The 25,440-nt window shown below is 59.7% G+C and carries 10 protein-coding genes; 1 reads left to right on the top strand and 9 read right to left on the bottom strand.

Translation table 11 applies throughout. The features are described from left to right. The first annotated feature begins 327 nt into the window (after positions 1-327). Positions 328-579, top strand: a complete 252-nt coding sequence (locus AC1D0O_RS06490; protein WP_477652712.1) for a hypothetical protein — start codon at positions 328-330, stop codon at positions 577-579. A 1-nt stretch (position 580) separates the two neighbouring features. Here AC1D0O_RS06490 and AC1D0O_RS06485 read toward each other — a convergent pair whose 3' ends face one another. The 9 genes from AC1D0O_RS06485 to AC1D0O_RS06445 all read right to left on the bottom strand — a co-directional run bounded on the left by AC1D0O_RS06485 (position 581) and on the right by AC1D0O_RS06445 (position 25,419). Then, complete coding sequence (locus AC1D0O_RS06485; protein WP_477652711.1) at positions 581-3,184, bottom strand: Ig-like domain repeat protein; 2,604 nt, start codon at positions 3,182-3,184, stop codon at positions 581-583. Beyond that, positions 3,181-5,838 (bottom strand): LamG-like jellyroll fold domain-containing protein, encoded by a 2,658-nt coding sequence (locus AC1D0O_RS06480; RefSeq protein WP_477652710.1) that lies wholly within the window; start codon positions 5,836-5,838, stop codon positions 3,181-3,183. The genes AC1D0O_RS06485 and AC1D0O_RS06480 overlap by 4 nt, the downstream gene beginning before the upstream one ends. A 470-nt stretch (positions 5,839-6,308) precedes the next feature. Beyond that, entirely contained in the window at positions 6,309-8,324 is a 2,016-nt protein-coding gene (locus AC1D0O_RS06475; RefSeq protein WP_477652709.1) for a DUF6531 domain-containing protein, read from the bottom strand. A gap of 373 nt (positions 8,325-8,697) precedes the next feature. Then, positions 8,698-11,127, bottom strand: a complete 2,430-nt coding sequence (locus AC1D0O_RS06470) for a LamG domain-containing protein (protein ID WP_477652708.1) — start codon at positions 11,125-11,127, stop codon at positions 8,698-8,700. Between the two features lie 718 nt (positions 11,128-11,845). Then, positions 11,846-14,422, bottom strand: a complete 2,577-nt coding sequence (locus AC1D0O_RS06465) for a LamG-like jellyroll fold domain-containing protein (protein ID WP_477652707.1) — start codon at positions 14,420-14,422, stop codon at positions 11,846-11,848. Positions 14,423-14,877: 455 nt separating this feature from the next. After that, positions 14,878-17,523 (bottom strand): LamG-like jellyroll fold domain-containing protein, encoded by a 2,646-nt coding sequence (locus AC1D0O_RS06460; RefSeq protein ID WP_477652815.1) that lies wholly within the window; start codon positions 17,521-17,523, stop codon positions 14,878-14,880. Positions 17,524-18,697: 1,174 nt separating this feature from the next. Further along, on the bottom strand, positions 18,698-18,949 hold the full coding sequence (locus AC1D0O_RS06455) for a hypothetical protein (protein ID WP_477652706.1): 252 nt from the start codon (positions 18,947-18,949) through the stop codon (positions 18,698-18,700). Between the two features lies 1 nt (position 18,950). Then, entirely contained in the window at positions 18,951-21,542 is a 2,592-nt protein-coding gene (locus AC1D0O_RS06450) for an Ig-like domain repeat protein (protein WP_477652705.1), read from the bottom strand. Between the two features lie 40 nt (positions 21,543-21,582). Then, positions 21,583-25,419 (bottom strand): LamG-like jellyroll fold domain-containing protein, encoded by a 3,837-nt coding sequence (locus AC1D0O_RS06445; RefSeq protein ID WP_477652704.1) that lies wholly within the window; start codon positions 25,417-25,419, stop codon positions 21,583-21,585. Positions 25,420-25,440: the final 21 nt, after the last annotated feature.

The raw sequence follows: 25,440 nt of genomic DNA, 5'->3' as shown, positions 1-25,440 counted from the left end.
TGCCGTCACCAGCAGGATATGCGCCCGAAACGATCCGGCCAAAGAAAAACGAATAACCAAAATAGGCCACCGTGCTCCAGAAGATAACTCGAGAACTGTGGATTTTCGTGCTGGGTTGATCCGTTTTCCCATTGGATGCGGAGCCATTGGTGACACCCTTGCGCAGGGCTGGACATCCACATTTCAGGTTTTTGATAAGGTCAAGCTGCTGCGAAAAAAGCGGGGCACATCGACGTGGGACTCAACACTCATATCTCTTTATCCACCTAAGGTGCCTCGTACAAGTTCTTCAGTTGTGCAAAGATGCAGAACTTCAGGAGTTGACTCATGCTGCCTCTCATTACCATTTTTCTTGATGGCTTGACACTAATCGAGCTGGTACTCGAAGGAGTTGCTGGTTGGCGATTCATTTTTTCCTCCAGATACCGAGCCACAACGAAAAATGCTTGGCGACAAATGGGACGAGGCAAAGCGCTGATAGCAAAAATACTTCTTCTGATCAGTTTCTCGCTTACGGTTGTCTGCCTCTTGGTCGCGGCATTTTTCGTATATCTAATCGTCAAGGCTCATACCCAATAGCCTAATGCCCGGTGTTTTTCTTCTTACGCCGTTTTTCCAACTCATGCAAGATCTCGTCCCTAATTTGATCGCGAACAAAGTCGTCTACAAATTTGTCATCTTTGTCTGAGCCAGGAGAATTCTTGGTCGTAGGGTCAGACCAATCCGCTGTAGCGCCGCCACCGCCAAAATCGCCACCGCCGCCGCTTTGATAATCCGAGGAGGGGCATTGATCCGGTTTCGATTGATGCTTCTCCCACCACCTATAAGCCGTTTGGGCGTCTTTGGCGAGCAATGGGTAACGTATCCACTTGGGAACTATTCTTCTATAAGCGTTATAAACCAGAACTCCGGTTTCCCATGTCAATACCACCCCCTCCCAAATTGCTCCACACCATGGGCAACGTCCCGAAGGATCCGCGTACGAAAGAGGATCCCCTCCCACATAGGCATAAGTATTGATCCCGCCGCGCAACCCAATCGGATCGGACTGCATATACCGACCGATGCGGGGGTTGTATTCCCGGTACCAGTTCTGGAACAGCCCACTCTCGGCATCAAACACCTGGCCCGGGAGACGTTGGTTAAAGCTGAATATCCCGAGACTGCTCGGATTCTGGTCCGGCGCCGTCGCGCCAAAGGGCTCAGCCGTATCCCATCTCCACACCGTCATCTCATCGCTTTGCCGCGTGATGATGCGCGCCGCCCCCAATTGGTCGGTCGAGACGTTATACAAGCTGATCGCGATGTCGCTGGCCGCGGCGGTTCCCGTCTGCTTGACCACCCCAACCGGCAGGCCAAAGTAGATGGTTTCATACAGCGGCGTTCCGTTTGAGTCGTATTCCCCGAGCAGCTTGCCCGCCTCATCATAGACATAGTAGATAGCGCCCGTGGGCACCAGCGCCGTCGGTCCGGTTTTTCCGACCCGAAGCTCCAGCGCGTTGTAGCCGTAAGTGACCGCGCCGCCGGCATTCGTCATGGTCGCCAGACGTCCCCGATCACTGTAGGTATAGGCATTGGCCCCATCACCCGTGATACTACCGGCCGCGTCATGCACCACAGTGGCCGCACCGCCCACATCCTGGGTCTGGTCTAGCTTGTTGCTAGTGGCCGAGATGGTGTTGGGGTAGCTCGCTCCACTCAAGACTCTCGCTGTGCGGTTGCCCGTGGGGTCATAGCTGTACTGAATCGCTGTGCTGCCCAGCGTCGCACTGATCAGGCGGTTCAGGTTGTCATAACTAAAGCTCTGGTCCAGGGTGGAAACGGGGGTTCCGTTGCTGGTGTGCGTGTAACCGGTAATGCGCCCTGCACTATCGCGGACTATGGTGCGCAGGATGCCGGTTGTTGTCGGGTCGCCCAGGTTGTAAGCACTGACCTGCCCGTTAGCGTCGTAGCTGATCGCCTGGGTCTTGGTGCTGGCCCAGGTCCAGCCTGTGAGTTTGCTTTCGGCATTGCGGGTAATGGCGCTCAGCATCGGCAAGGTGCTGCCCGTGTTGGTGCCTGCACCATTGGCATTCGGCGGGTTCACGGTGATGCCGGAAACATCGCCGTAGCTGTCGTAGCTGTAGTTGACCCGGATTCCGCTCGGATAGGTAATGGCGGTCAGTTTGTCCAATGCGCTTCCACTGTCACCCCAGGTGTAGCCAACGGTAAAGGTTTTGCTGCCCGTGGTCTGGACCTTGGATGTCTTGCGGCTCATGCTGTCGTAGGTATAGACGGTCTGGCCGCTCGCATCGGTGATCTTGGTGAGTTCACCTACAGCACCTGGGATAGGAGTTGTACCGCCGTCGTATTCAAAGGCGCTCCCTGTACCCGTGGGATAGTTGATGGTTTTGATGCGGTCAATGTTGTCATAGGTGTACTGGCTCAGCTTGCCGCGGGCATCGGTTTTGGTGAGGACATTGCCTTTGGCGTCGTAGGTGTACTGGCTCGCTCCCGTGTCAGGGCTGGTCTGGGCCGTCACATCGCCCAGTCCGTTAGGGTTGTAGGTCGTGGCCAGGTTGCGCGGGTCGGTGACCTGGGTCAGGCGGTCATTGGCGTTATAGGCCAGGCTGATGGTGGTCGGCGTAGCGCTGCCGATGTTGGCCGGCTGCTGGGTCTGGATGGGACGGCCCAGGCTGTCGTAGTAGGTGTAGCTGGCCAGGCCATTGGGATCGAGCACCGTGGTGGGCCTGCCCATGGCGTCGTAGCCGTACTGCCAGGTCAGGGTGCCGGCGTTGATGGCGACAGTGACGCCAGCTGAAGTCGAAGGGTTGTTGTTGGTGTCGCCTGCGTACTCAGCGCTCAGGCTATGACTGCCCAGGGCCAGGCTGGAGGTGGCGAGTGTTGCCACACCACCAGTCAAGGCGCTGCTACCAACAGTGGCAGCGCCGTCCTTGAAGGTGACAGTACCCGTCGGGCTGGCACCAGTCACGGTAGCAGTCAGCGTAACGCTCTGCCCGACGGGAGCGGTACCGGCGCTGCTAGACAGCGCCGTGGTCGTCGGGGTGGCGGCAAGGACCATGGCCGGGGCCATGGCGATGAGCAGCACCATGCGGCTTAGCCACGCGGTGAAGGCTCGGGTGGGGCTTGGGCTGCTCATGCTGACTCCTCCTGGTTGATTAATGGTGATGGTGGTGGTTTTCAATTGCTCGCTCCCGTGACTTGCTGGACCCGGTTCAGGGCGTCGTAGACGCGCGTGATGTTTCTCTGCAGGTTGCCCGCGGGGTCCCTGACCTGCTCGCCGACTTTGTTGCCCATGGCGTCGAGCGTGTAGCTCACCGAGTTGCCCTTCGCATCCGTCACGCCGGTCAGGCGGTGTGCGGCGTCGTAGCTGTAGCTCATGGTGGTGGCATCAGGCATCGCCACGCCGATCAACTGGTCAGCGTTGTCGTAGCTATAGGTAGTGGTTCTGGCCGTGCCGTCCGGCGGCGTGACGCTGGTGCTGCTCACCCAGCCGCGCGGTGTGTAGACGATGTCGGTGACGATTCCATTGGGATCGGCCATCTGCCGCACACGCCCCGCTCTGTCGTAAAGCGTGAATTGCGTCAGGTGGCCTGCTGCATTGGTGATGCTTTGCAGGTCGCCTGCCGTGTGGCCAAGAGCATTCGGGTCAATAACCGGTGTCGTATCAGAAAATGCCTTCACCGGTGGCGTAAAGTTCGCGGTGTACCGCGCCACGCCTTTGGTGATCCGCAGATCAGAGAGGTAGCCACTCCAAGCTATTCGCCGATCAATGTCCGCACCTACCGTGAGGTTCCGCGTAGAAACGTCGAGACTGGCAGTCAAGGTTGCGGAGCCGGCGCTCACGCCATTGACGTAAAGGGTCACCAGATTGCCACTGCGCACCGCGGCCAGATGAGCCCAGGTGTTCAAGGGCAAGGGATTTACCGCGTCGATGTCCGCCGCCACTGCGTTACCCGACCAGAAGGCGACTCGAGGATACCCGTCAGCAGCGAGCAGCACGAAGCTGACGTCTGAGTTCGCGGCCGCCTGGTACTGCCCCACAACCTGTTGGTAGGCCCAATATGTCCCCGTATTGCGGTTTGTCTGGTACACCCAGGCTTCAACCGTGAAATCCCCGGAGCCAAACTGGAACTCCGCTGATGGTGGAGTGCTCACGGACGATCTGTTTCCATCAAAGTAAAGAGAGCTGTAGCCAAACTTGCTCTGGGCTGCACTGATTTGCGCGTTACCCAGTCTCGTCAATGGCTTGGGCGACGGACTGCTGTCTACGATGATCGAGCCAGGAATACCGATGCCGTTTAGCAGCAGGCTGACGTGACTTAGCTCTGGATCGATGTTGCTTTCGGTGCCGCTGAAGCTGGTGGCGCCGTAATAGGCGTAGGTCTGGCGAACAACGCCGTTAGCGCTCTGGGTGGCCACCAGGCCCCGTGCACCTCCACTGGGGACATAGCTCCAACCAACGGTACGGGCCACATTGGTGGCCGTGTCAGTGACGGTCTGGCTCAGTGGGTTGCCTTGTGTGTCGTAGGTATAGGCGGTGGTTCTTCCCGCTTCGGTCACAAGCACCGGCAGCCTGAATGCGGGATGCCACTGAGTGGTCGTGGTCTGCACTTCGGACAGGCCAGCCGCCTTGGTGGTGCTCAAAGGCAGGCGCCGGTTGATGTCCCAGGTGTACATGCTGTTCACACCCAGGAAGTCGGTCTCCTGAGTGATGAAACCGTCGGCGTCTTGTACCCGGCTGGCGGCGGACGGGGCGCCTGTTCCACTGGGTTTGTCGGCGCCGGTGACGGCGAGCTGGCCTTTGTTGGTGCTGTAGTTGTAAGTGCGCTGCGTGCCCAGGGGGTCGGTGACCGTAGCTGCGCCGGTTGCGTAGCTCACTGTGTACAGATCGGCGCCGCTGGCATAGCCACTGCTGATGGCGCGGCCCTGGCTGTCGTAAGCGATGTTTGCCAGCCGGATTCCTCGCTCGTCGGTGATGCCGGTGACCATCTGGGTGTAGGTGGGATTCTCGTAGTGGTAGCTGCGGGTGACGGTACCGCTGGCAAGGCTCGGGTAGCTGACACTGGTCAGGTGCGAGATGACGGTGGCGCCGTCGTAGGTGTAGCTGGTGACCTGGCCGTCGCTGGCGGTCACACGCACCAGCTGGCTGACGCCGTTATAGGCAAAGTTCAAGCTGCGGCCGAACTGGTTGCTGACCGAGACCAGCAGATTGGCCGCAGGGACAATAGCGCTGCTGCCGGTGCTGTAGGTATAAGTATTAACCCAGCCGTTGCGCTGGGTCACGGTGAGCAGCTTGCCTGCCGTATCAAACTGCCACAGGCTGTCGTCGTCCAGGCGTTTATAGAGAAGGCCTGTGGTGTTAACCGTTAGTGTGTCGGCGCTGTTGCCGGCATCCCAGCTGCTGCTGGTGACATTCCAGCCAAAGGTGCGTACGTTGCCGTCGCCAGAGATGACGCGGGCGACGCTGTTGGCTGTGCCTGCAGTGCCTTCTTGCTTGATGGACACGGCGTGGTTATGCGACCAGGCGCGGGTCAGCCCGGGATCGACTGCCAGGGCCCTGTCTGTGTTGCCGGCCCAGCTGCTCCGGTAGTACCGCACCAGGCTCAGGGCGTCTGCACCTTGTCCTGTGTAGTCGGCTTGCGCCAGAACCTCTTCGCCTGTCGCCGGAATGATCGGCTTGGGGGTTTGTTCTCCGTCAACTTTGACCGTTCCGGTCGGGCACGGGCATATATTGCATACCTTTGGCTTGCTTGATTCCGATGCGCTTGTCACCGGCGGGTTTGGGACCGCCGGCGGAGACGGTAAATTGCAAGCCGTCTGAGCGGTGTTCTCCATCGAAGGAGGCTTACAGACACATTGCCCACCCACAAGATCAGCGCTTAAAGGGCAAGTTAGTACCTCCGTAGCGGGGTAGTAGGCATAGACATCGGTACCAAAAATACTGGTACGCATGATCACATACCCACCCGAATACGCGCCGGAACCCTGCATCGGCCCAGTGCAAGTGGTTTTGTACGGATCGCCAGTTATCGGCGGATCACAGTTTGGCATCTGATAAGCGGTCCATTCCGCGAGGTCGGCGGGCGGTACAAGCTGGGAGGTAGGCGAAAACGCACGTGCAGGCGTCCAGACCAACGCCAGCACGAGGGCAATGACCAAAAGCGATAAGACCGCTAGCGGCGAGTGGTTGACAGGGCGCCTATTCATTAATCGCAAGAGCGCATGAAAAAACTGCCCGCATCCGTTCCTTATTGCCGCCACCCGACTTGCCGCCGGTATGTATCCATGGTTTTCTTCGATGCTATTCAATTGCTCGCTCCCGTAACTTGCTGGACGCGGTTCAAGGTGTCATAAACACGCGTGATGTTTCTTTGCAGGTTGCCCGCGGGATCCCTGACCTGCTCGCCGACCTTGTTGCCCATGGCATCCAGGGTGTAGGCGACGGTGTTGCCTTTGGCGTCCGTCACACCCTTTAGCCGGTGAGCGGCGTCGTAGCTGTAGCCCATGGTGGCGCCATCGGGCGTGGCTACACCCGTTAGCTGGCCTGCGTTGTCGTATTTGTAGTTCGTGGTTCGGGCGGTGCCGCCCGGCGGCGTGACGCTGGTGCGGCTGATCCAGCCGCGCGGCGTGTACATCGTGTCGGTCACCACACCTCGCGGGTCGACGCTTTGCCTGACTCGCCCTGCCTTGTCGTAGAGGGTGAACTGCATGACGTGCCCCATCGCATTCGTGATGCTCTGCAGATCTCCTACCGTATAGCCCACCTCGTTGGGCGCCGTGCCGCTGAAGCTGGTGGTGCTGTAGTAAGCGTAGGTCTGGGTGACGATGCCGTTGGTGGTCTCGGTAGCCAGCAGGCCTTGCGGGTTGTACGTCCAGCTGGTGGTTCGCGCCACATTGGTGGCCGTGTCGGTGACGGTCTGACTGAGTTTGTTGCCTTGCGTGTCGTAGGTGTAGGCCGTAGTTCTTCCAGCCTCGGTCACCAGCACGGGCAGCTTGAAGGTGGGGTGCCACTGCGTTGCCGTGGTCTGCACTTCAGACAGGCCTGCTGCCCTGGTCGTTGTCAACGGCAGGCGCCGGTTGATGTCCCAGGTGTACATGGTGTTCACACCCAGGAAGTCGGTCTCCTGCGTGACGAAACCGTTGGCGTCTTGCACCCGGCTAGCCGCGGATGGGGCGCCTGTTCCGCTGGGCTTGTCTGCGCCGGTGACGGCGAGCTTGCCTTTGTTGGTGCTGTAGTTGTAGGTGCGCTGGGTACCCAGCGGATCGGTGACCGTGGCCGAGCCGGGGGTGGCGTAACTCACCGTGTACAGATCGACGCCACCTGCATGGCCGCTGCTGATGGCGCGGCCCAGGCTGTCGTAGGCGATGTTGGACAGCCGGATTCCCCGCTCGTCGGTGATGCCGGTAACCAGTTGGGGGTAAGCAGCGTTCTCGTAGTGGTAGATGCGGGTGACGATGCCGGAGCTACCAGGGTAGCTGACAGCGGTCAGGTGTGAGGTGACAGTGGTGCCGTCGTAGGTATAACTGGTGACCTGGCCGTCGCTGGCGGTGACGCTTGTCAGCTGATTGTTGGCGTTGTACACAAAGCTCAAGGTGCGGCCAAACTGGTTTCTGACCGTGATGAGCAGGCCGGGCACGGGGGCAACATTGGCAGGTGTGCTGGCGGTGCTGTAGGTGTAGCTGTTGATCCAACCGTTGCGCTGGTTCACGGTGAGCAACCTGCCTGCCGTATCGAACTGCCACTGGCTGTCGTCGTCCAGGCGTTTATAGAGAAGGCCTGTGTTGTTAGCGGTCAGGCTGTCGGCGCTGTTGCTGGCGTTCCAGCTGGTGGTCGCCACATCCCAGTCAAAGGCGCGTACGCTGCCGTCGCCGAAGATGACGCGGGCGATGTTGCCTGCGGTGCCGGCCATGCCATCTTGCTTGATGGAGATGGCGTGGTTGTGCGACCAGGCGCGGGTCAGTCCGGGATCGACTGCCAGGCCCCTGTCTGTTGCACCGGCCCAGCTGCTTCGGAAGTGCCGAACCAGGCTCAGGGCGTCTGCGCCTTGCCCTGTGTAGTCGGTTTGTGCCAGCACCTCTTCGCCCGTCGCCGGAATGATCGGCTTGGCAGTTTGCTCTCCGTCAACTTTGACCGTTCCGGGCGGGCACGGGCATATATTGCATACCCTCGGCTTGCTTGATTCAAGAGGGATTGGGATGGCCGGTGGAGAGAGTAAATCGCAACCCGTGTGTGTGGAGTTTTCTATCTGCGGAGCCGCGCAGATGCAACCATCACCTCCGGGCGACGAACCGACAGGGCAGACGGCCTGGCCCAAACGCATGCTCGGTGCGAGGTCCCCATCATTGCCGGCCTGACCTGAAAGAGTGTAGATATATGAATAAAGGCAGTGATAGTCCGATGAAATCCCGATGGGTGACACAGTGACTTGTTCGGAGTGATGCGAGTTGAAAACATCAGCCCACGCAGCACATCCCGCTAACGCCGGTGTACGGTACGGCCCAGTATCAACGCCCGTGGATCCATACAAATACTCCGTGGGGGAGGGCATCGGAAAAGCATAAACCTTGGAGATACAAAGCATTCCGACAAAGAACCAGAAAATAGCACGGGCCTTTAATCGAAAAACAATCGACTCACCTGTTTTTAATACGATCATTTTTGTTCCCCATTTTTTACAGATTCGCCGCAGCGCTTCAACTTCCCGCTCCCGTGACTTGCTGAACCCGGTTCAAGGCGTCATAGACGCGCGTGATGTTTCTTTGCAGGTTGCCCGACGGGTCCTTGACCTGTTCGCCAACCTTGTTGCCCATGGCGTCCAAGGTGTAGCTCACGGTGTTGCCTTTCGCGTCCGTCACACCGGTCAGCCGATGTGCTGCGTCATAGCTGTAGCTCATCGTCGTGCTGTCAGGCATGACTACACCCGTCAGTTGGCCTGCGTTGTCGTAGCTGTAGATGGTGGTGCGGGCTGCGCCACCTGGCGGCGTCACCACTACGCTGCTGACCCAGCCTCGGGGGGTGTAGCTCATGTCCGTGACGATTCCTTTGGGATCGACCATCTGCCTGACTCGCCCTGCCCTGTCGTACAAGGTGAACTGGGTCACATGGCCCACAGCATTGGTGATGCTTTGCAGGTCGCCTGCCGTGTGGCCTACGGCATTGGGGTCAATGACCGGCGCCGCATTTGGAAACGCCTGTGCCGGCGGCGTGAAGTTGGCGGTGTACCGCGCAAATCCCTTGGTGATCCGCACATCAGCGAGATAACCGTTCCAGCCGCCCGCGCCGATCGAGTCGGCGCCGATGGCCACATTGCGCGAGGAAACGTTCAGGCTGACGGACAGCGCCGCGGAGCCAACACTGACGCCATTGACGTACAAGGTCACCAGGTTGCCATTGCGTACCGCGGCGAGATGGTTCCAGGTGTTCAGGGCCTGTGCACTGGGCGCATTGATGACCGCAACCAGCGAGTTGCCAGCGAAGAAGGCGGCCTGGGGCTGACCCGCAATGGTGAGCAGTCCAAAGCTGGCGTCCCCATTCACACCCAGCTGGTACTGGCCCACGATGCTTTGAATGCCCGATGCATAGCCTGTGGTGTTGTTCGCCTGGTAGACCCAGCTTTCAATGGTGAAGTTTCCCGCGCCGAACTGGAAGGCTCCCGAGGCGGGTGTCGATACATAGGAACTTCCACCGTCAAAAAGAATTGAACTGCTACCGAATTTGCTCTGGGCCGTGCTGATCTGCGTATTCCCCACCATCGTCAAGGGCCTGGGCGACAGGCTGCTGTCGACGATGGGTGAGTCGGCCGCACCGATGCCATTGAGCAGCAAGCTGACGCGGCTCCACTCGGGATCTCCGTTGGACACAGCCTCGCTAAAGCTGGTAGTGCCATAGTAGGCATAGGTCTGGCGGACGGTGCCATTGGCGCTCTGGGTCGCCACCAGGCCTTGTGCGCTTCCACTGGGGACATAGGTCCAGCTGGTCGTTCGGGCCACATTGGTCGCCGTATCGGTCACGGTCTGGCCCAGCTGGTTGCCCTGCGTGTCGTAGTTATAGGCGGTGGTTCTTCCCGCTTCAGCTACCAGCACGGGAAGCCTGAAGGTGGGGTGCCACTGTGTTGTCGTGGTCTGTACCTCGGGCAGGCCTGCTGCCTTGGTTGTTGTCAGGGGCAGGCGCCGGTTGACGTCCCATGTGTACATGGTGTTCACGCCCAGGAAGTCAGTCTCCTGAGTGATGAAGCCGTTGGCGTCTTGTGCCCGGCTGGCCGCCGAGCTGTTGCCCGTGCCACTGGGCTTGTCGGCGCCGGTGACAGCCAACTTGCCTTTATTGGTGCCATAGCTGTAGGTACGCTGCGTGCCGAGCGGGTCGGTGACTGTGGCTGAACCAGGAGTGGCGTAACTCACCGCGTACAGATCGGCGCCACCTGCATAGCCGCTGCTGATGGCGCGGCCCAGGCTGTCATAAGCGATATTGGACAGCCGGATTCCCCGCTCATCGGTGATGCCGGTGACCAGTTGGGTGTAAGTAGCGTTCTCGTAGTGGTAGATCCTGGTGACGGTGCCGCCAGAGACACCAGGGTAGCTGACAGCGATCAGATGTGAGGTGACGGTAGTGCCGTCGTAGGTGTAGCGGGTGACTTGGCCGTCGCTGGCGGTGACGCCCGTCAGCTGGCTGCTGGCGTTGTACACAAAGCTCAAGGTACGGCCGAACTGGTTGCTCACGGTGAGAAGCAAACCAGGCACAGGAGCGATCGTGGTCGGAGTGCTGTTGCTACTGTAGGTGTAGGTAGTGGTCCAGCCGTTTCGCTGGGTCACGGTGAGCAGCTTGCCTGCGGTATCAAATTGCCACTGGCTGTCGTCGTCCAGGCTTTTATAGAGAAGGCCTGTGGTGTTGGCTGTCAGGCTGTCGGCGCTGTTGCTGGCGCTCCAGCTGGTAGTCGCTATATCCCAGTCAAAGGCGCGCACGCTGCCGTCGCCGAAGATGATACGGGCGATGCTGCCTGCGGTTCCAGCCGCACCCTCCTGCTTGATGGAGATGGCGTGGTTATGCGACCAGGCGCGGGTCAGTCCGGGATCGACTGCCAGGCCTCTGTCTGTTGCACCGGCCCAGTTGCTTCGAAAGTGCCTCACCAAGCTCAAGGCATCTGCGCCTTGCCCTGCATAGTCGGGTTGCGCCAGGATTTTCTCGCCTGTCGCAGGAATGATCGGCCGGGGGGTTTGGACTGCTACATCAGCTGTGGCCGTGCCGGGCGGGCAAGGGCATACATTGCATACTTTTCGCTCGGGTTCCACAGGAGTCAAGATCACCGGCGGGGATGCGAGTAACTCGCAACCGGTTCGTGCAGAGTTTTCAGACTCCGGGGCTACGCACATGCAACTGGAACCACTTAAGGTGCCACCATTAGGACAGATATAGACCGGCGATGGCGAAACCTCCGACCGAGTGACAGTCATTGTGCCGTCGCTATGGGCACCGTAGCCGCGCAAATCCTCTACATGAAACGAGCACAGCGTCTCACTCGAGCCGGTGACGGTCCACAACCATCCGCGACCTTCGACAGGGCCATTACGAGTCGAAGCTTCAGCCGCACAAGCAGCAGCAGGCGTCGGACCATTGGAGCCCCACGGGGTCCAATACAGATAGCAAGGCGCAACACCGCATGACGATGGGTCGGTCGACGCTGGGTAGGCGTGGGCCCTGGATGCCCACGTCATGCACAGCATACAGACTAGAAAGATGGCAGCACCTACACGATAAAAACGGGCCATGGTGCCTCCAAAATTAAGCGGTACCCATGCCTTCGCCCGCTCACCTTCGATTTGCAACCCCGGTTTTCTTCAACGTAATTCAATTGCTCGCTCCCGTCACTTGCTGGACCCGGTTCAGTGCGTCGTAGACGCGCGTGATGTTTCTTTGCAGGCTTCCCTGCGGGTCCTTGACCTGCTCGCCAACCTTGTTGCCCATGGCATCCAGGGTGTAGGTGACGGTGTTGCCTTTGGCATCCGTCACGCCGATCAAGCGATGTGCTGCGTCATAGCTGTAGCTCATCGTTGTGGCGTCGGGCATCACCACACCCGTCAGCTGGCCCGCGTTGTCATAGGTATAAGTGGTGGCGCGTGCAGTGCCACCGGGTGGCGTCACCACCGCACTGCTGATCCAGCCTCTGGGGGTATAAGCCATATCAGTGACGATCCCCCTGGGATCGACCATCTGCCGCACCCGTCCCGCCCTGTCGTACAGGGTGAACTGCGTGACATGCCCTGCGGCATTCGTCACGCTCTGCAGATCACCGACCGTGTGGCCTACGGAGGCCGGGTCTACCACTGGCCCTGAGTTGGAGAAGGCTTGGGTGGCTGGCGTGAAATTGGCGGCGTACCGCGCCACGCCTTTGGTGATTCGCACATCATCGATATAGCCGTAAAAAGATCGATTCAGGCCCAGGCCCTGGCCGCCTATGACGTGCCGCTTTCCGGCATCCAGCAGCACGGTGGTGCCCAGCGTGGTGGTGAGGACAGTGCCAACGCCATCAAGGTACAAGGTCACGGTGCCGCCGTTTCTGACCAGCGCCATATGCTTCCACTCGTTGTTGGCCACCGGCAGGCCCGCCGGAGAAGGCCAGGCATTCCAGTCCTGCGTACCGGCGATGGTGCCGTGGGCCTTCAGCTTGCCGCTGGGGTCGATCTGGATGTTGATGTCTGTATAAAAGTCGCCGTCTATATCCCACAGGTTTGACCAGTCGGGATTGTTGCCCAGCTTGTAAATCCACATCTCGATGGTGAAGTCGGAGGCCTTCATGGCCAGCGAGGGCTCCGCCGCCATGGAGATCAGGTCGCGCACGCCGTCCACGCTGAGCGACGCGCCGCCAAATTTGCTTTGCGCGGTGCTGACTTTGGCGTCGGCCTCGGCGGTCACCGGCAAGGGGGCGGCGCTGTTGCCGGGGAGCGCTGTCGAACCATCGGCGCCATCGGCGTGCAGCAGCAGGCTTACATGGTCGAAGTGGGGGTCTGAGCCCGCGATGTCTGTGAAGCCTGCCGTGCTGCCGTAATAAGCGTAGGTGCTTGTGACGTCGCCGTTGGGCGCGGTTTCCGTCAGCGGCAGACCCAGTGCGTTGTAGGTCCAGGTGGTGGTGCGGGCCACGCCGGTAGCGGTGTCGGTCACCGTGCGGGTCAGGGGGTTGCCGCCCGCATCATAAGTGTAGGCGGTGGTCCGCCCGGCTTGGGTGACCAGCACGGGCTGCCTGAAGCTGGCGTGCCACTGGGTGGTGGTCGTTTGAGATTCTGCCAAGCCTGCCGCTTTGGTGGCCGTCAACGGCAACCGCCGGTTGGTGTCCCAGGTGAACAGGGTGTTCACGCCCAAAAAATCGGTCTCTTGCGTCATGAAGCCGTTGGCGTCCTGCACGCGGCTGGCTGCGGAACTGACGCCGGCGTCACCCGCTTTGTCGGCGCCGGTGACCAGCAGCTTGCCTTTGGCGGTGCCGTAGCTGTATGTGCGGACGGTGCCCAACGGGTCAGTGACCGCCGTCGCACCGGGCACGCTGTAATTCATGCTGTACAGATTGGAGCCCAGCGCGTAACCGCTGCTGGTGGCGCGGCCCTGGTTGTCGTAGACAACGGTGGTCAGGCGGTTGCCGTTTTCGTCAACGATGCCGGTCATCAGTTGCGGAAAAGCCGCGTTCTCATAGACGTAGCTTCTGGTAACGGGGCCGCCAACCCCGGGATAGACCACGCTGGCCAGGCGAGAGCCAGCCGCCGTGCCATCGTATTGGTAGCTGATGACGCGGCCGTCCGACGTAATGACACCGGTAAGTTGCTTGCTGCTGTTATAGGAAAAACTGATGCGGCGCCCAAAATGATTGGTCACGCTGACCAGTGGCCCCGTCAGGGGGGGCGTGCCACCGTTGAGGTAGCCGTAGGTGGTGACCCAGCCGTTTCGCTCGGTCATGGTCAGCAGTTTGCCGTTGGGGGTGAACAGCCACCTGGAATCGTCTTCGGTCAGCGTGAAGATGTAGTTGCCGGAGCCGTCAGGCGCCAGGACCAGAGCGTTGACCCCTGAATACGAAGTCCATGGCGCCGTATAGCCGCTTCGGATAAAGGTGTGAATGCTGCCATCGGCAGAAAACACGCGCGCCATGCTGGCAGCGTCACCCTCAAGAACCAGGGACGTGGAGAAGTTGTGCGACCAGCCCTGGCCAAGCCCCGGGTCGGTCGGCAAGAAACGGGGAGCTCCCGTACCCCACGTGCTGCGGAAGTACCTGACGAATTCGAGGTCCTGAACGCCACCGCCCGCGTAGTCGATCTCGGTGGACATCTTTTCCCCGGTAGCCGGCACGACAGGACTTAATGTCTTGGCGCCGGCCTGCGCAATGCAATCGCACTTGGGCGGCTTGCTGACAGGTTTTGGTGCCGGCACTTTATAGACAGCCATCAACTCTTTTGTTTCAGGCTTCGGCTGTCCCTGTAGGCCCGTATCGTCGGCGGTTGCGCAGCTGGACAGGCTTGCCATATAGCTGAATGCCGAGGATCCACCGCTTGAGAACGTGACATGCGCCTGAACCAGAAAATTGGGCACTGTCGTGACGGTGCAGGAATCTCTGTAATAGGCATTTCCCGGGACCGTCGTGGTGTCGGGATTCTGAACCGAGCAGACGAAGGACTTGGCGGCCTCAAAAGACGAGAGACAACCAGCGCTACCGGCATACCATCCTGGCGCCGTATGACCCAGCAAGGGCAGAAGTAACAGCAACTCAAAGACTCGCCGTGCAACAAACCTGCCAGGCAGCTGTTCACCGCGCTCAAAAAAATACGTACGAGCTCCCGCTGAATTCGGACGGGTCATGCGATCTTCCAAAGCGCTCATTCCGGCCTGAATAATGGTTGTGTTCAATTGCCCGCTCCCGTAACCTGCTGGACCCGGTTCAAGCTGTCGTACACACGCGTGATGTTTCTCTGCAGGTTGCCTGCGGGATCCTTGACCTGCTCGCCAACCTTGTTGCCCATCGCGTCCAGGGTGTAGGCGACGGTGTTGCCCCTGGCATCGGTGACACCGGTAAAACGGTGGGCTGCGTCGTAGCTGTAGCTCATGGTGGTTGTGTCAGGCATGACCACACCCGTCAGCTGGCCCGCGTTGTCGTAGGTATAAGTAGTGGTCCGGGTCACTCCACCCGGTGGGGTCACCGCCGCGCTGCTGACCCAGCCACGGGGGGTGTAGGCCATGTCAGTCACGATTCCCTTGGGGCCGACCATCTGCCTGACCCGCCCTGCCCTGTCGTACAGGGTGAACTGCGTGACGTGTCCTGCTGCGTTGGTCACGCTTTGCAGGTCGCCCGCCGTGTGGCCCACGGCATTGGGATCAATGGCGATGGGTGCGCTAATGGGAAAGGCCTGAGTCGGCGGCGTGAAGTTGGCGGTGTAGCGGGCAAACCCCTTGGTGATCCGTAAATCAGCGAGATAACCGTTCCAGCCGCCCGCGCCAATCGAATCGGCGCCGATGGCTATATTGCGCGAAGAAACATCCAGGCTGGCGGAAATGGCCGCGGAGCCAACACTGATGCCATTGACGTACAGGGTCACCAGGTTGCCATTGCGCACCGCGGCGAGATGATTCCAGGCGTTCAAGACCAGTGCACTGGGCGCATTGACAACAGCCACCACCGAGCTACCCGCGAAGAATGCGGCCTGGGGGCGCCCCTCAATGGTGAGCAATCCAAAGCTGGCGTTTCCACCCACACCCAGCTGGTACTGGCCCACGATGCTTTGGATCCCCGACGGATAGCCCGTGGTGTTGTTCGCCTGGTAGACCCAGCTTTCAATGGTGAAGTTTCCCGCGCCAAACTGGAAGGCTCCGGAGGGAGGCGTCGAGATGTATGAACTTCCACCATCAAAAAGAATTGAACTGCTGCCGAATTTGCTCTGGGCCGTGCTGATCTGCGCATTGCCCACCACGGTTAAAGGCCGGGACGACAGGCTGCTGTCCAAGATGGGAGAACCGGCAATACCAATGCCCTTGAGCAACAAACTGACGCTACCGAACACAGGATCGGTATTGGCTTCGTTGGGCACCGTGCCGCTGAAGCTGGTGTTGCCGTAATAGGCGTAGGTCTGCTTGACGATGCCGTTGGCGGTCTCGGTGGCCAACAGGCCTTGCGGGTTGTAAGTCCAGCCGGCGGTACGCGTCACATTGCTGGCCGTGTCGGTGACGGTCTGGCTCAGCTTGTTGCCTTGCGTGTCGTAGGTGTAGGCGGTGGTGCGTCCTGCCTCGGTGACGAGCACGGGCAGCCTGAAGGTCGCGTGCCACTGGGTGCTGGTAGTTCGTGCTTCTGGCAAAGCAGCCGCCTGCGTCGTCGTCAACGGAAGCCGCCGGTTGATGTCCCAGGTGTACATGGTGTTGACGCCCAGAAAATCGGTTTCTTGCGTGATGAAGCCGTTGGTGTCTTGCATCCGGCTGGCGGCTGAGCTGTTCCCAGCTCCGCTCGGCTTGTCGGCGCCGGTGACCGCGAGCTTGCCTTTGGTGCTTCCGTAGTTGTAGGTGCGTTGTGTGCCCAGGGGGTCGGTGACCGTGGCTACTCCGGCGGCACCGTAGCTCACCGTGTACAAATTGGCGCCGCCTGCTTGCTGGGTGCTGATGCCTCGGCCTTGCGCGTCGTAGGCATAGGTCGCAAGCCGCACGCCCAGCTCATCGTTGATGCCGGTGAGCAGTTGCGGGAAGGTGGTGTTCTCGTAGAGGTAGGTTTTGCTAACCGTGCCTCCCGTGAGTCCGGGGTAGGTGACGGTTATCAGGCGGGGTGCTGCTGCGGTGCCGCCGTAGGTGTAGCTGGTGACCTGGCCGTCGCTGCCGGTCACGCTCGCCAGCTGGCTACCGGCGGTATATGCAAAGCTTAAGGTGCGGCCGAACTGGTTGCTCACGGTGATGAGCAAACCGGGTACGGGAGCCATATGAAAGGGAGTGCTGGCGGTGCTGTAGGTGTAGGTAGTGGTCCAACCGTTCCGCTGGGTCACTGTCAGCAGCTTGCCCGCCGCATCGAACTGCCACTGGCTGTCGTCGTCCAGGCGTTTGTATAGAGGGCCCAAAGTATTGACCACCAGTGTGTCGGCGCTGTTGCCGGCACTCCAGCTTCCGCTGCCCAGATCCCAGTCAAAGGCGCGTACGCTGCCGTCGCCGAAGATGATCCGGGCCACGCTGTTGGCGGTGCCCGCAACGCCTTCCCATCTGACGGACACGGCGTGGTTGTGCGACCAGGCCTGACCCAGTCCCGGGTTGACGGCCAGATCCCTTCCGCCAATACCTGCCTGGCTGCTTCGGTAGTGCCGCACCAGGCTGAGCGGATCCGCGCCTTGCCCGCTGAGGTCTGTCTCGCTTAGAACTTTCTCTCCTGTTGCCGGCAAGATAGGGTTACCAGCTTGGATTCCATCAAGTTTGGGTTTATCGGTCGGGCACGGGCATGCCTTGCATGGCTTGGGGGGGCTCGAAATGACCGGAACTATGGGCTCAGGCTCCGGTGGGACAGGTGGCACCGGCGTGCACACCATGTGAATGCTGGAAAGTACCGGGCTGTTGTACAGGAAGGACGGATTGCTGACCAGCGTATGGGAGTAAGTCCAGGATTCACCTGGCACGCAACTGGTGACCCATGCAGGTTTGTCTGGTTCGACTGAGTTGCTGTAATCAATTGCCTTCTGGGCGGCATCACACCAGCTATCGCCATGGAAATACGGCGGGTCCGAGTAGTAAAAAAAATAATTCAGCGTTTCACCAGCGGGGCACGCGGTGAGATTGGTGTTCTGACGCTTGACCGGTATCAGGCTGATGCTGGGTGTCTGGGCGATTGCGCTGGTAGCGAGCGCTATGGCGACACCGCATGCGAGTGAAAGCGTTTTGCAAACGGCAACACAGCTTCTTGCGAGCACCTTGGCCATAGTCCCCCTCCCAGAGGTTGCTGATCGTCGTTGCCTTGGCTGGCAATCTTTTGGATGCAGCGTGTCGGCGAGTCACTTGAAGGACGTCGCCATTTGTATTGAAGTTGGAAGGGAGTTTTGACGAGGCGTGTTGGCCTGTCAATGCGCAAATGTTGTCAGTGTGCTTTTAACAACTGCAATTATTTACGTGGGTAAGTAGAAAGAATTGGAAGCGTACGCGGAAAATTTTCAGTGCATTGGATAGTTCTCAATTGCTTGCCGTCTGTGATTTTTCGGGGCACGGTCAAGTGTCGTCAATACGCGTGGCATTTTCTGCTCTTGCAATGTGGTTGTTAACTTGCTAGACAAGCTTGTGTCCCATGAGCACCTGTGCCGTCTCCACAACGACCCCATGACGGGCGAGGCCGACTGCATGCTGATGCAGCGCAACACTCGGCGTGCACAGCCGCGCCACACTCATCGCCATCTAGAAAAGGGAGTTCCCGATTCAGTACAGGAATTTCCAGGACAAGGAGACTTATGCGGAGTGGGCACTTGTGGCTTCGGTGAATTGAGGCTGCGCCCTGACCTCAATGTTCGTATTCCTCTGCACGATTGAATCTGATCTCATCTCTCGGAAAGTTGTTCGAAATCATTTTCCATACTGGCTAGCGCTCCTTATTTAGCAGGTATTGGCGATATGCCGTGTCGTTTCGCATCAGGAAATCCCAACTAAACATATTGAAACCAGCCAGTCGTATCGAGTTGCGTAACCTCTCAGTCCGGCGATTACACAACTAAGACGTTGTCACCATTTTGTCGCGTACACCGCCACCCACAACGCAATACTTAAGAGGGAAACCAGTTGACCCCGTTTGCAGAGTCGCTGACCTTTCTCTTCATATCTTGTCAAATCTACACACCACCAAAGTGTCCAGCCCACAGCCTTATCTACCTGATCGGGAGTACGCAGATACTTAATCGCCGTCAATCCAAGAACGGCGTAGTAAACGCCGAGAGCCGTTGCCAGCGAGCCCATAGCAATTTGAGTTGTATTCATTTCAATTCTTCAATCCACCAAGATCAACAGAAGGCACAAGAGGAACAGATGCATGTGGCCCGATGCGGAGACAGAACTGGCCGTTGGCCTTCACTGAAGGTCCAAAGAAGGCGCCTCCAAACCTCGCTGGCACGGGAACTCCAGGCGGCTGTACCTGTGGGGGTGCAGTGGTTGCATACATGCCACGACTTTTATAGTCATTCTTCGAGCATACCTCTGGATCGGGTTTTGGCGGTGGTGGTGGCGGTGGTGGATCACATATTTCAATGCCGCCGCCAAAGCTAAGTTCCGCGCTTAACTGAGGACCGCTATCATGCGTCCCTCCGCTCACACACATGAGCCCCATGCAACCAAACGCAGACACCGTAGGCGCCCCCCTTCCAGCGCCCGGTCCTCCACCGCCCATCAAACCTTCGAGGTCAAAGTAGCTCAGGGGATTTCCCTCCACATAAGCAAAGGTATTGATTCCGCCAGCGAGCCCGATCGGATCAGACTGCATATATCGCCCGATGCGCGGGTTGTACTCCCTGTTCCAGTTCTGGAACAGGCCGCTCTCGGCATCAAACACCTGGCCAGGTAAGCGTTGGTTAAAGTTGAAGACTCCAAGGCCGCTTGGATTCTGATCTGGTGCCGTGGCCCCGAAAGCTTCGGCCGAATCCCAGCGCCATACGATGGCCTCATCGTTTTGACGAGTAATGATGCGCGGCGCACCGAGCTGATCCGTTGAGACGTTGTACAGGGCGATTGATATATCGCCGGCGCCCACCGTCCCTGTCTGCTTGACCACTCCCACTGGACGACCGAAATAGATGGTTTCGTAGAGCGGAGCTCCGTTGGAGTCATATTCGCCGAGCAGTTTTCCTTTTTCGTCGTAGACGTAATAAGTTGCACCCGTCGGCACCAACGCCGTCGGCCCAGCCTTGCCAACCCGCAGCTCCAGCGCGTTGTAGCTATAGGTGACTGTGCCACCCGCATTCATCATCGTCGCCAGGCGACCCCGATCACTGTAGGTATAGGTGTTGATCCCATCACTTGTGATATTGCCCGCCGCGTCATGCACCACGGTGGCCGTGCCGCCCACGTCCTGGGTCTGGGTCAGCTTGTTGCTGGTGGCCGAGATGGTGTTGGGATAGCTTGTTCCACTAACGACCTTGGCCGTGCGATTACCGGTGGCGTCATAGCTGTACTGGATGGCCGTGCTGCCCAGCGTGGCACTGACCAGCCTGTTCAGGTTGTCATAGCCAAAGCTCTGGTCCAGCGCGGGAACAGGCGTTCCGTTGCTGATATGCGTGTAACCCGTGATACGCCCTACGCTGTCGCGAAGAATGGTGCGGCGAACACCGGTACCCGTCGAATCACCCAGGTTGTAGGCGCTGATCTGGCCGTTGGCGTCATAGCTGATGGCCTGGGTCTTGGTACTGGCCCAGGTCCAGCCGGTGAGCTTGCTTTCGGCATTACGGGTGATGGTGCTCAGCATCGGCAAGGTGGATCCGGTATTGGTGCCCACGCCATTGGCGTTCGGCGGGTTCACGGTGATGCCGGAGACATCGCCATAACTGTCGTAGCTGTAATTGACACGCGTGCCACTGGGGTAAGTGATAGCCGTGAGCTTGTCCAGCGCGCTACCGGTATCGCCCCAGGTATAGCCAACCGTGAAGATTCTGGTGCCCGTGGTCTGGGTTTTACTGGTCTTGCGGCCCATGCTGTCGTAGGTATAGACAGCCTGGCCGGAGGCGTCGGTGATCTTGGTGAGCTGCCCTATGGCGCCTGGGACCGGGGTCGTGCCGCCGTCGTATTCAAAGACGCTTCCTGTACCCGTGGGGTAGCTGATGGTTTTGAGGCGATCCCCGTTGTCGTAGGTGTACTGGGTGAGCTTTCCCCTGGCGTCGGTTTTGGTGAGCAGCTTGCCGAGCGCGTCATAGGTGTACTGGCTGGCTCCGGTATCCGGGCTGGTCTGCGCGGTGACATCACCCAGGCCGTTGGGGCTGTAGGTGGTATTGAGGTTGCGCGGGTCGGTGACCTGGGTCAGGCCGTCGGCCGCGTTGTAGGCAAAGCTGGTGGTCGTTGGCGTGGCGCTGCCGGTATTGGCGGGCTGCTGGGTCTGGATGGGGCGGCCCAGGCTGTCGTAGTAGGTGTAGCTGGCCAAGCCATTGGGGTCCAACACCGTAGTGGGCCTGCCCATGGCGTCATAGCCGAATTGCCAGGTCATGGGGCCAGGCGAGGCGGCGTTGATGACGACGCTGATGCCGGCGGAGGTGGATGGGTCGTTGTTGGTGTCGCCCGCGTAGTCGGCGCTCAGGGTGTGGCTGCCCAGGGCCAGGCTGGAGGTGGCGAGTGTTGCCACGCCGCCAGTCAATGCGCTGCTGCCCACCGTGGTACCACCATCCTTGAAGGTGACAGTACCCGTCGGGCTGGCACCCGTGACGGTGGCAGTCAGCGTAACGCTCTGCCCGACCGGGGCGGTGCCGGCGCTGCTGGAAAGCGCCGTGGTCGTCGGGGTGGCGGCAAAGGCCATGGCCGGGGCCATGAGGATGAGCAGCACCAGGCGGCTTAGCCACGCGGTGAAGGCTCGGGTGAGGCTAAGGCTGCTCATGCTGATTCCTCCTGCTTGAGTAATGGTGGTTTGATAGTTTTCAATTACTCGCTCCCGTGACTTGCTGGACCCGGTTCAAGGCGTCATAGACGCGCGTGATGTTTCTTTGCAGGTTGTTCGATGAATCCTTGACCTGCTCACCGACCTTGTTGCCGGTGTTGTCGAGGGTGTAGGTCACCGAGTTGCCTTTGGCGTCGGTGATGCCCGTCAAGCGGTGCGCGGTGTCATAGCTGTAGCCCAGCGTCGTTCCGTCGGGCAGGGTTGCGCCTGTCAGCTGGCCTGCGTTGTCGTAGGTGTAGCTGGTGGTCCGGGCGGTGCCGCCGGGTGGCGTCACCGTCACGCTGCTTACCCTGCCGCGCGGTGTGTAGGCCGTATCGGTGACTACGCCATTGGGGTCAACCATCTGCCTGACCCGCCCCACAGCGTCATACAAGGGGAACTGGGTGACATGGCCGGCCGCGTTGGTGATCGACTGGAGATCGCCTGCCGTGTGCCCGGTGGTACCGGGGCCAGGAGTAACGACGATAGGTCCAACATCCGGAAATGCCTGCGCTGGAGAGGGAAAATCAGAGGTGTAGCGAGCCACCCCCTTGGTGATACGGAGATCATCCAGATAACCATTAAAGTAAGCAAAGTTAGTCGCGTTACTCGAGCCGCCAATCCGGGGCATGCCCGCGTAGGTGATATTCGTCGAGTCGGTCACGGATGACTTTTGAACACCGCCGATAAAGACTTTAAGCGTCGTCCCTGCGCGCGACACTGCAATGTGTTGCCACGTGTTTGCGGCGACCGGCCCACCCCCGGCAATTCCCGCAACATAGAAACGCCCGACCTCAACCGTGGTGTTGTTCAGGAGAAATATGAACTCTCCGCTGCCACCTCCAAAAATCGCCTGGTATTGGGGACTGGAAAGAGATAGAGGATATATCCACGCCTCTATGGTGAAGTCCCCGGTTCCAAAATTGAAGTCCGGGCTATTGGGCGCGGTGAGGTACGCATCGCTGCCGTTAAACGAAATTGCAGAACCACCAAACTTGCTCTGCGCTGTACTGAGTTGCGCACCGCCAACTGCGCTCACACTCTTCGGGTTGAGGCTGCTGTCAAGCATGGTGGTTGAGCCATGGGCACCATCTCCATGCAGCGACAAACTCACAGCGTTCAAATGCGGATCGAATGACCCAGGCGGCTGGCCACCAAAGTTGGTGTCTGCATAGTAGGCATAGCTGGTGGTGCGGTTGTTCGCATCTGTGCTGCTGAGGACGCGGCCGGCAGCGTCGTAGGTAAAGCTGGCATCGGGGCCTGAAGCCGGGAGATAGGCCGCGACACCGGGGAACTGTGCCGCAGGCGGCGTGAAGGCCGCGGAATAACGGGCCACACCTTTGGTAATACGGATTTCATCCATGTTACCGGTGAACGCGACGGTTTCTCCGCCCTTGCCGAGATACAAAGGGCCTGTGAGCGCCGCGAAAGGCGTGTAGGCGGCGGTGCTGGCGGAAGGGACGCCGTTCACGTACACCCACATCGTGGTCCCGTTTCCCACAATGGCGACGTGCTGCCAGACATTGGCAGTAATTGACGTACTGGGAAATACGCCAACAATCTCCCAATTGTTCACGGCCGCATTGCTCTTGAGAATACGGACAGCGTTGTTTTCAAGGTCGATTTCAAATGGCGAGTAAACAGCGCCGAGTCGCGTGGAGATAAGGCTCTGGATACCGCCAATGGAACTAGGCTTCAGAAAAAATTCGATGGTGAACGGCGACGACCCGAAGTTGAAGTCAGCTCCGGCAGGCACCGAGATGTACCCGCCGTTGGCGAAAGCGGCAGAGCCGGTGCCGAATACTTTCGAAGCGGTCGATATTGACGCGCTACCGGTGACGGAAAGCGTTTTCAGGGCCGCGCCATCGTCCACAAAGGCCGCCGAGCCGTTCGTCCCGTCCATGTGAAGCAACAGCGAATTGGATGCCGCATTGGAATCGGTGGAACCGGCTCCGGCGGCCGCAAGGTTCGCGAGCTGGACAACCCGCTTGCACACCACGGGTAAGGGCTTTCCATTGGGCAGCGCCGGCGCGCTGGTGCAATTGGCGGCAGCATCGGTGTTTAGAGGGTCCGGCCGGCCCTGGTAAACCAGCGTGGTCAGCGTGCCGGGCGTAGCGCTGGCAACAGGAAGCCGCCAATCCGGGTGCCAGGTGGTCGTGAATTTCCTGGCTCCCGCCGGCAGGGTGGTGCCAGCAGGCAGCACGGCACTGCAGGTCGCGCTCGTGGGCAAACCCTCCACCCGCGTAATCTCCCGGTTCGAACCGTCATATGCATAGCAGCTGCGCACGCCGTTGAAGTCGTCTTGCGAGAGCAAATTTCCAGCGGCATCAAAAGCGGATGTGCTACTGGCCGCGGCGCAACCCGAGCCCGCCGGCTGGCTCAGGCCCGTGGCTTTGTTCAGGCCGCCCACCGTGGTGGACGCGATGTCCGAGCTTTGCCCGTTGGGCAGGGCGAGAACCACGTTGCTGGGCGACACCATGCTGTGGGCGCGGGTGGTAATGGTCGTTGCGGCATCGTAGGTTTGCGTGACAGCCACGGAAGGTGGAGTGCCGTAAGCCACGCTGTAGCGGTTAACGCCTCCGGCGAGTTCGGTGGAGATGGCACGGCCGGCGGCATCGTAGCCATAGGTGGAATAGCGGTTCCCCAGCTCGTCCACCGACCCCGTCAACGCCCACGGCAGGCTGGAGTTCTCGTAAACAAAAGTCTGCGCCGTGTTGTCGGGCCAGGTGAGTTGCACCAGGTTGCGATTGGCGTCGTAAAGGGCGCTGATGGTCTGGCCCATGGAATTGCTGATGGTGCTCAGCAGCCCGTCGGTGGCGGCAATGCCGCCGGAGGGCAATGTGTAGCTGAACCTGATGCCGCGGCCCACGTTGTCGGTTGCCGACATCAGGTACCCGGCGGCCGGGGCACCGGTTCCCGCCGCCGAGCTGTACGCGTACGTTATCTTGTTCCCGCGGCCATCGGCTTCAGAGGTGATCCGCCCCGCGGTGTTGTAGGTCTCCTGGATCTGCGAGGAAGTCTCCACGTAGCGATAGCCGCCGGAAATGACGCTCAGTGAGTCTTTGTGGTTACCCATGGGTGCATAGGAAGCGTTCGTCGGGTTGTAGCGGAAGCTCACGACGGTGCCGTTGCCGCGCATGACTTGTATGCCGAACCCACCTGAGCCTATGACGATGTTCTTGTGCAGTGAGCTCTCCCACAGCGCGCCAAAGGCAGGAATGTTGCCGAATGCCGCGGGCGTTTTGCCCATGGATGCGGCAGCGAAGACCTTGCGGTTGTCATAGGTCACACGCCATGGCTGGCCGCCAAGCGCAAAGCCCGTGGAGACGGTGTGTGTCTCGGCACCCACCAAAGGCGTGATGGGCTTGCCGACCGTCACCACCCCGGGAGCCGGACATCTTTCCGGCTGGGAGCTTACAGGCACATCAACGATGTTGCTGGTGCTGCTGTTGAAGCAGCCATCTTTAAGAGGATTCTCCGAATAGCCCGACTTGCAGACGCAGCTTGTTCCGCTGGCTTCCGCGCCTTCTGGGCATATCGTGGGCGTCAGAACACATTTGCTTGCCGTGTAGCAGGTAACGCCTTTGTTCGGAATGGTGCAAGTAAAGCCCACCCAGTTACCTATGGGCGGAAGCACTGGTTCAGCGGACTGGGCAACGCCGAACACCCCCTGGAAATTCCAGGCGTTACAAGATTGGGCCGCTGTGGGCATGCAAACGCCTCCACAGTCAATTGCCCCTCCATAAGTTTCCACCGCCAAAGGCGTGACCGCGGCGATCGCGAGGCCGGAAACCATGGCCGCCATCAACACCAAACCAGAAAATGCTTTTTTCAACACGTCGACTTCCTGTCTGTTTTA

The organism is Polaromonas sp. P1_F2, assembly GCF_056405735.1.
The sequence above is the reverse complement of the archived record's forward strand: the minus strand, read 5'-3'. Positions and strand labels throughout refer to the sequence as shown.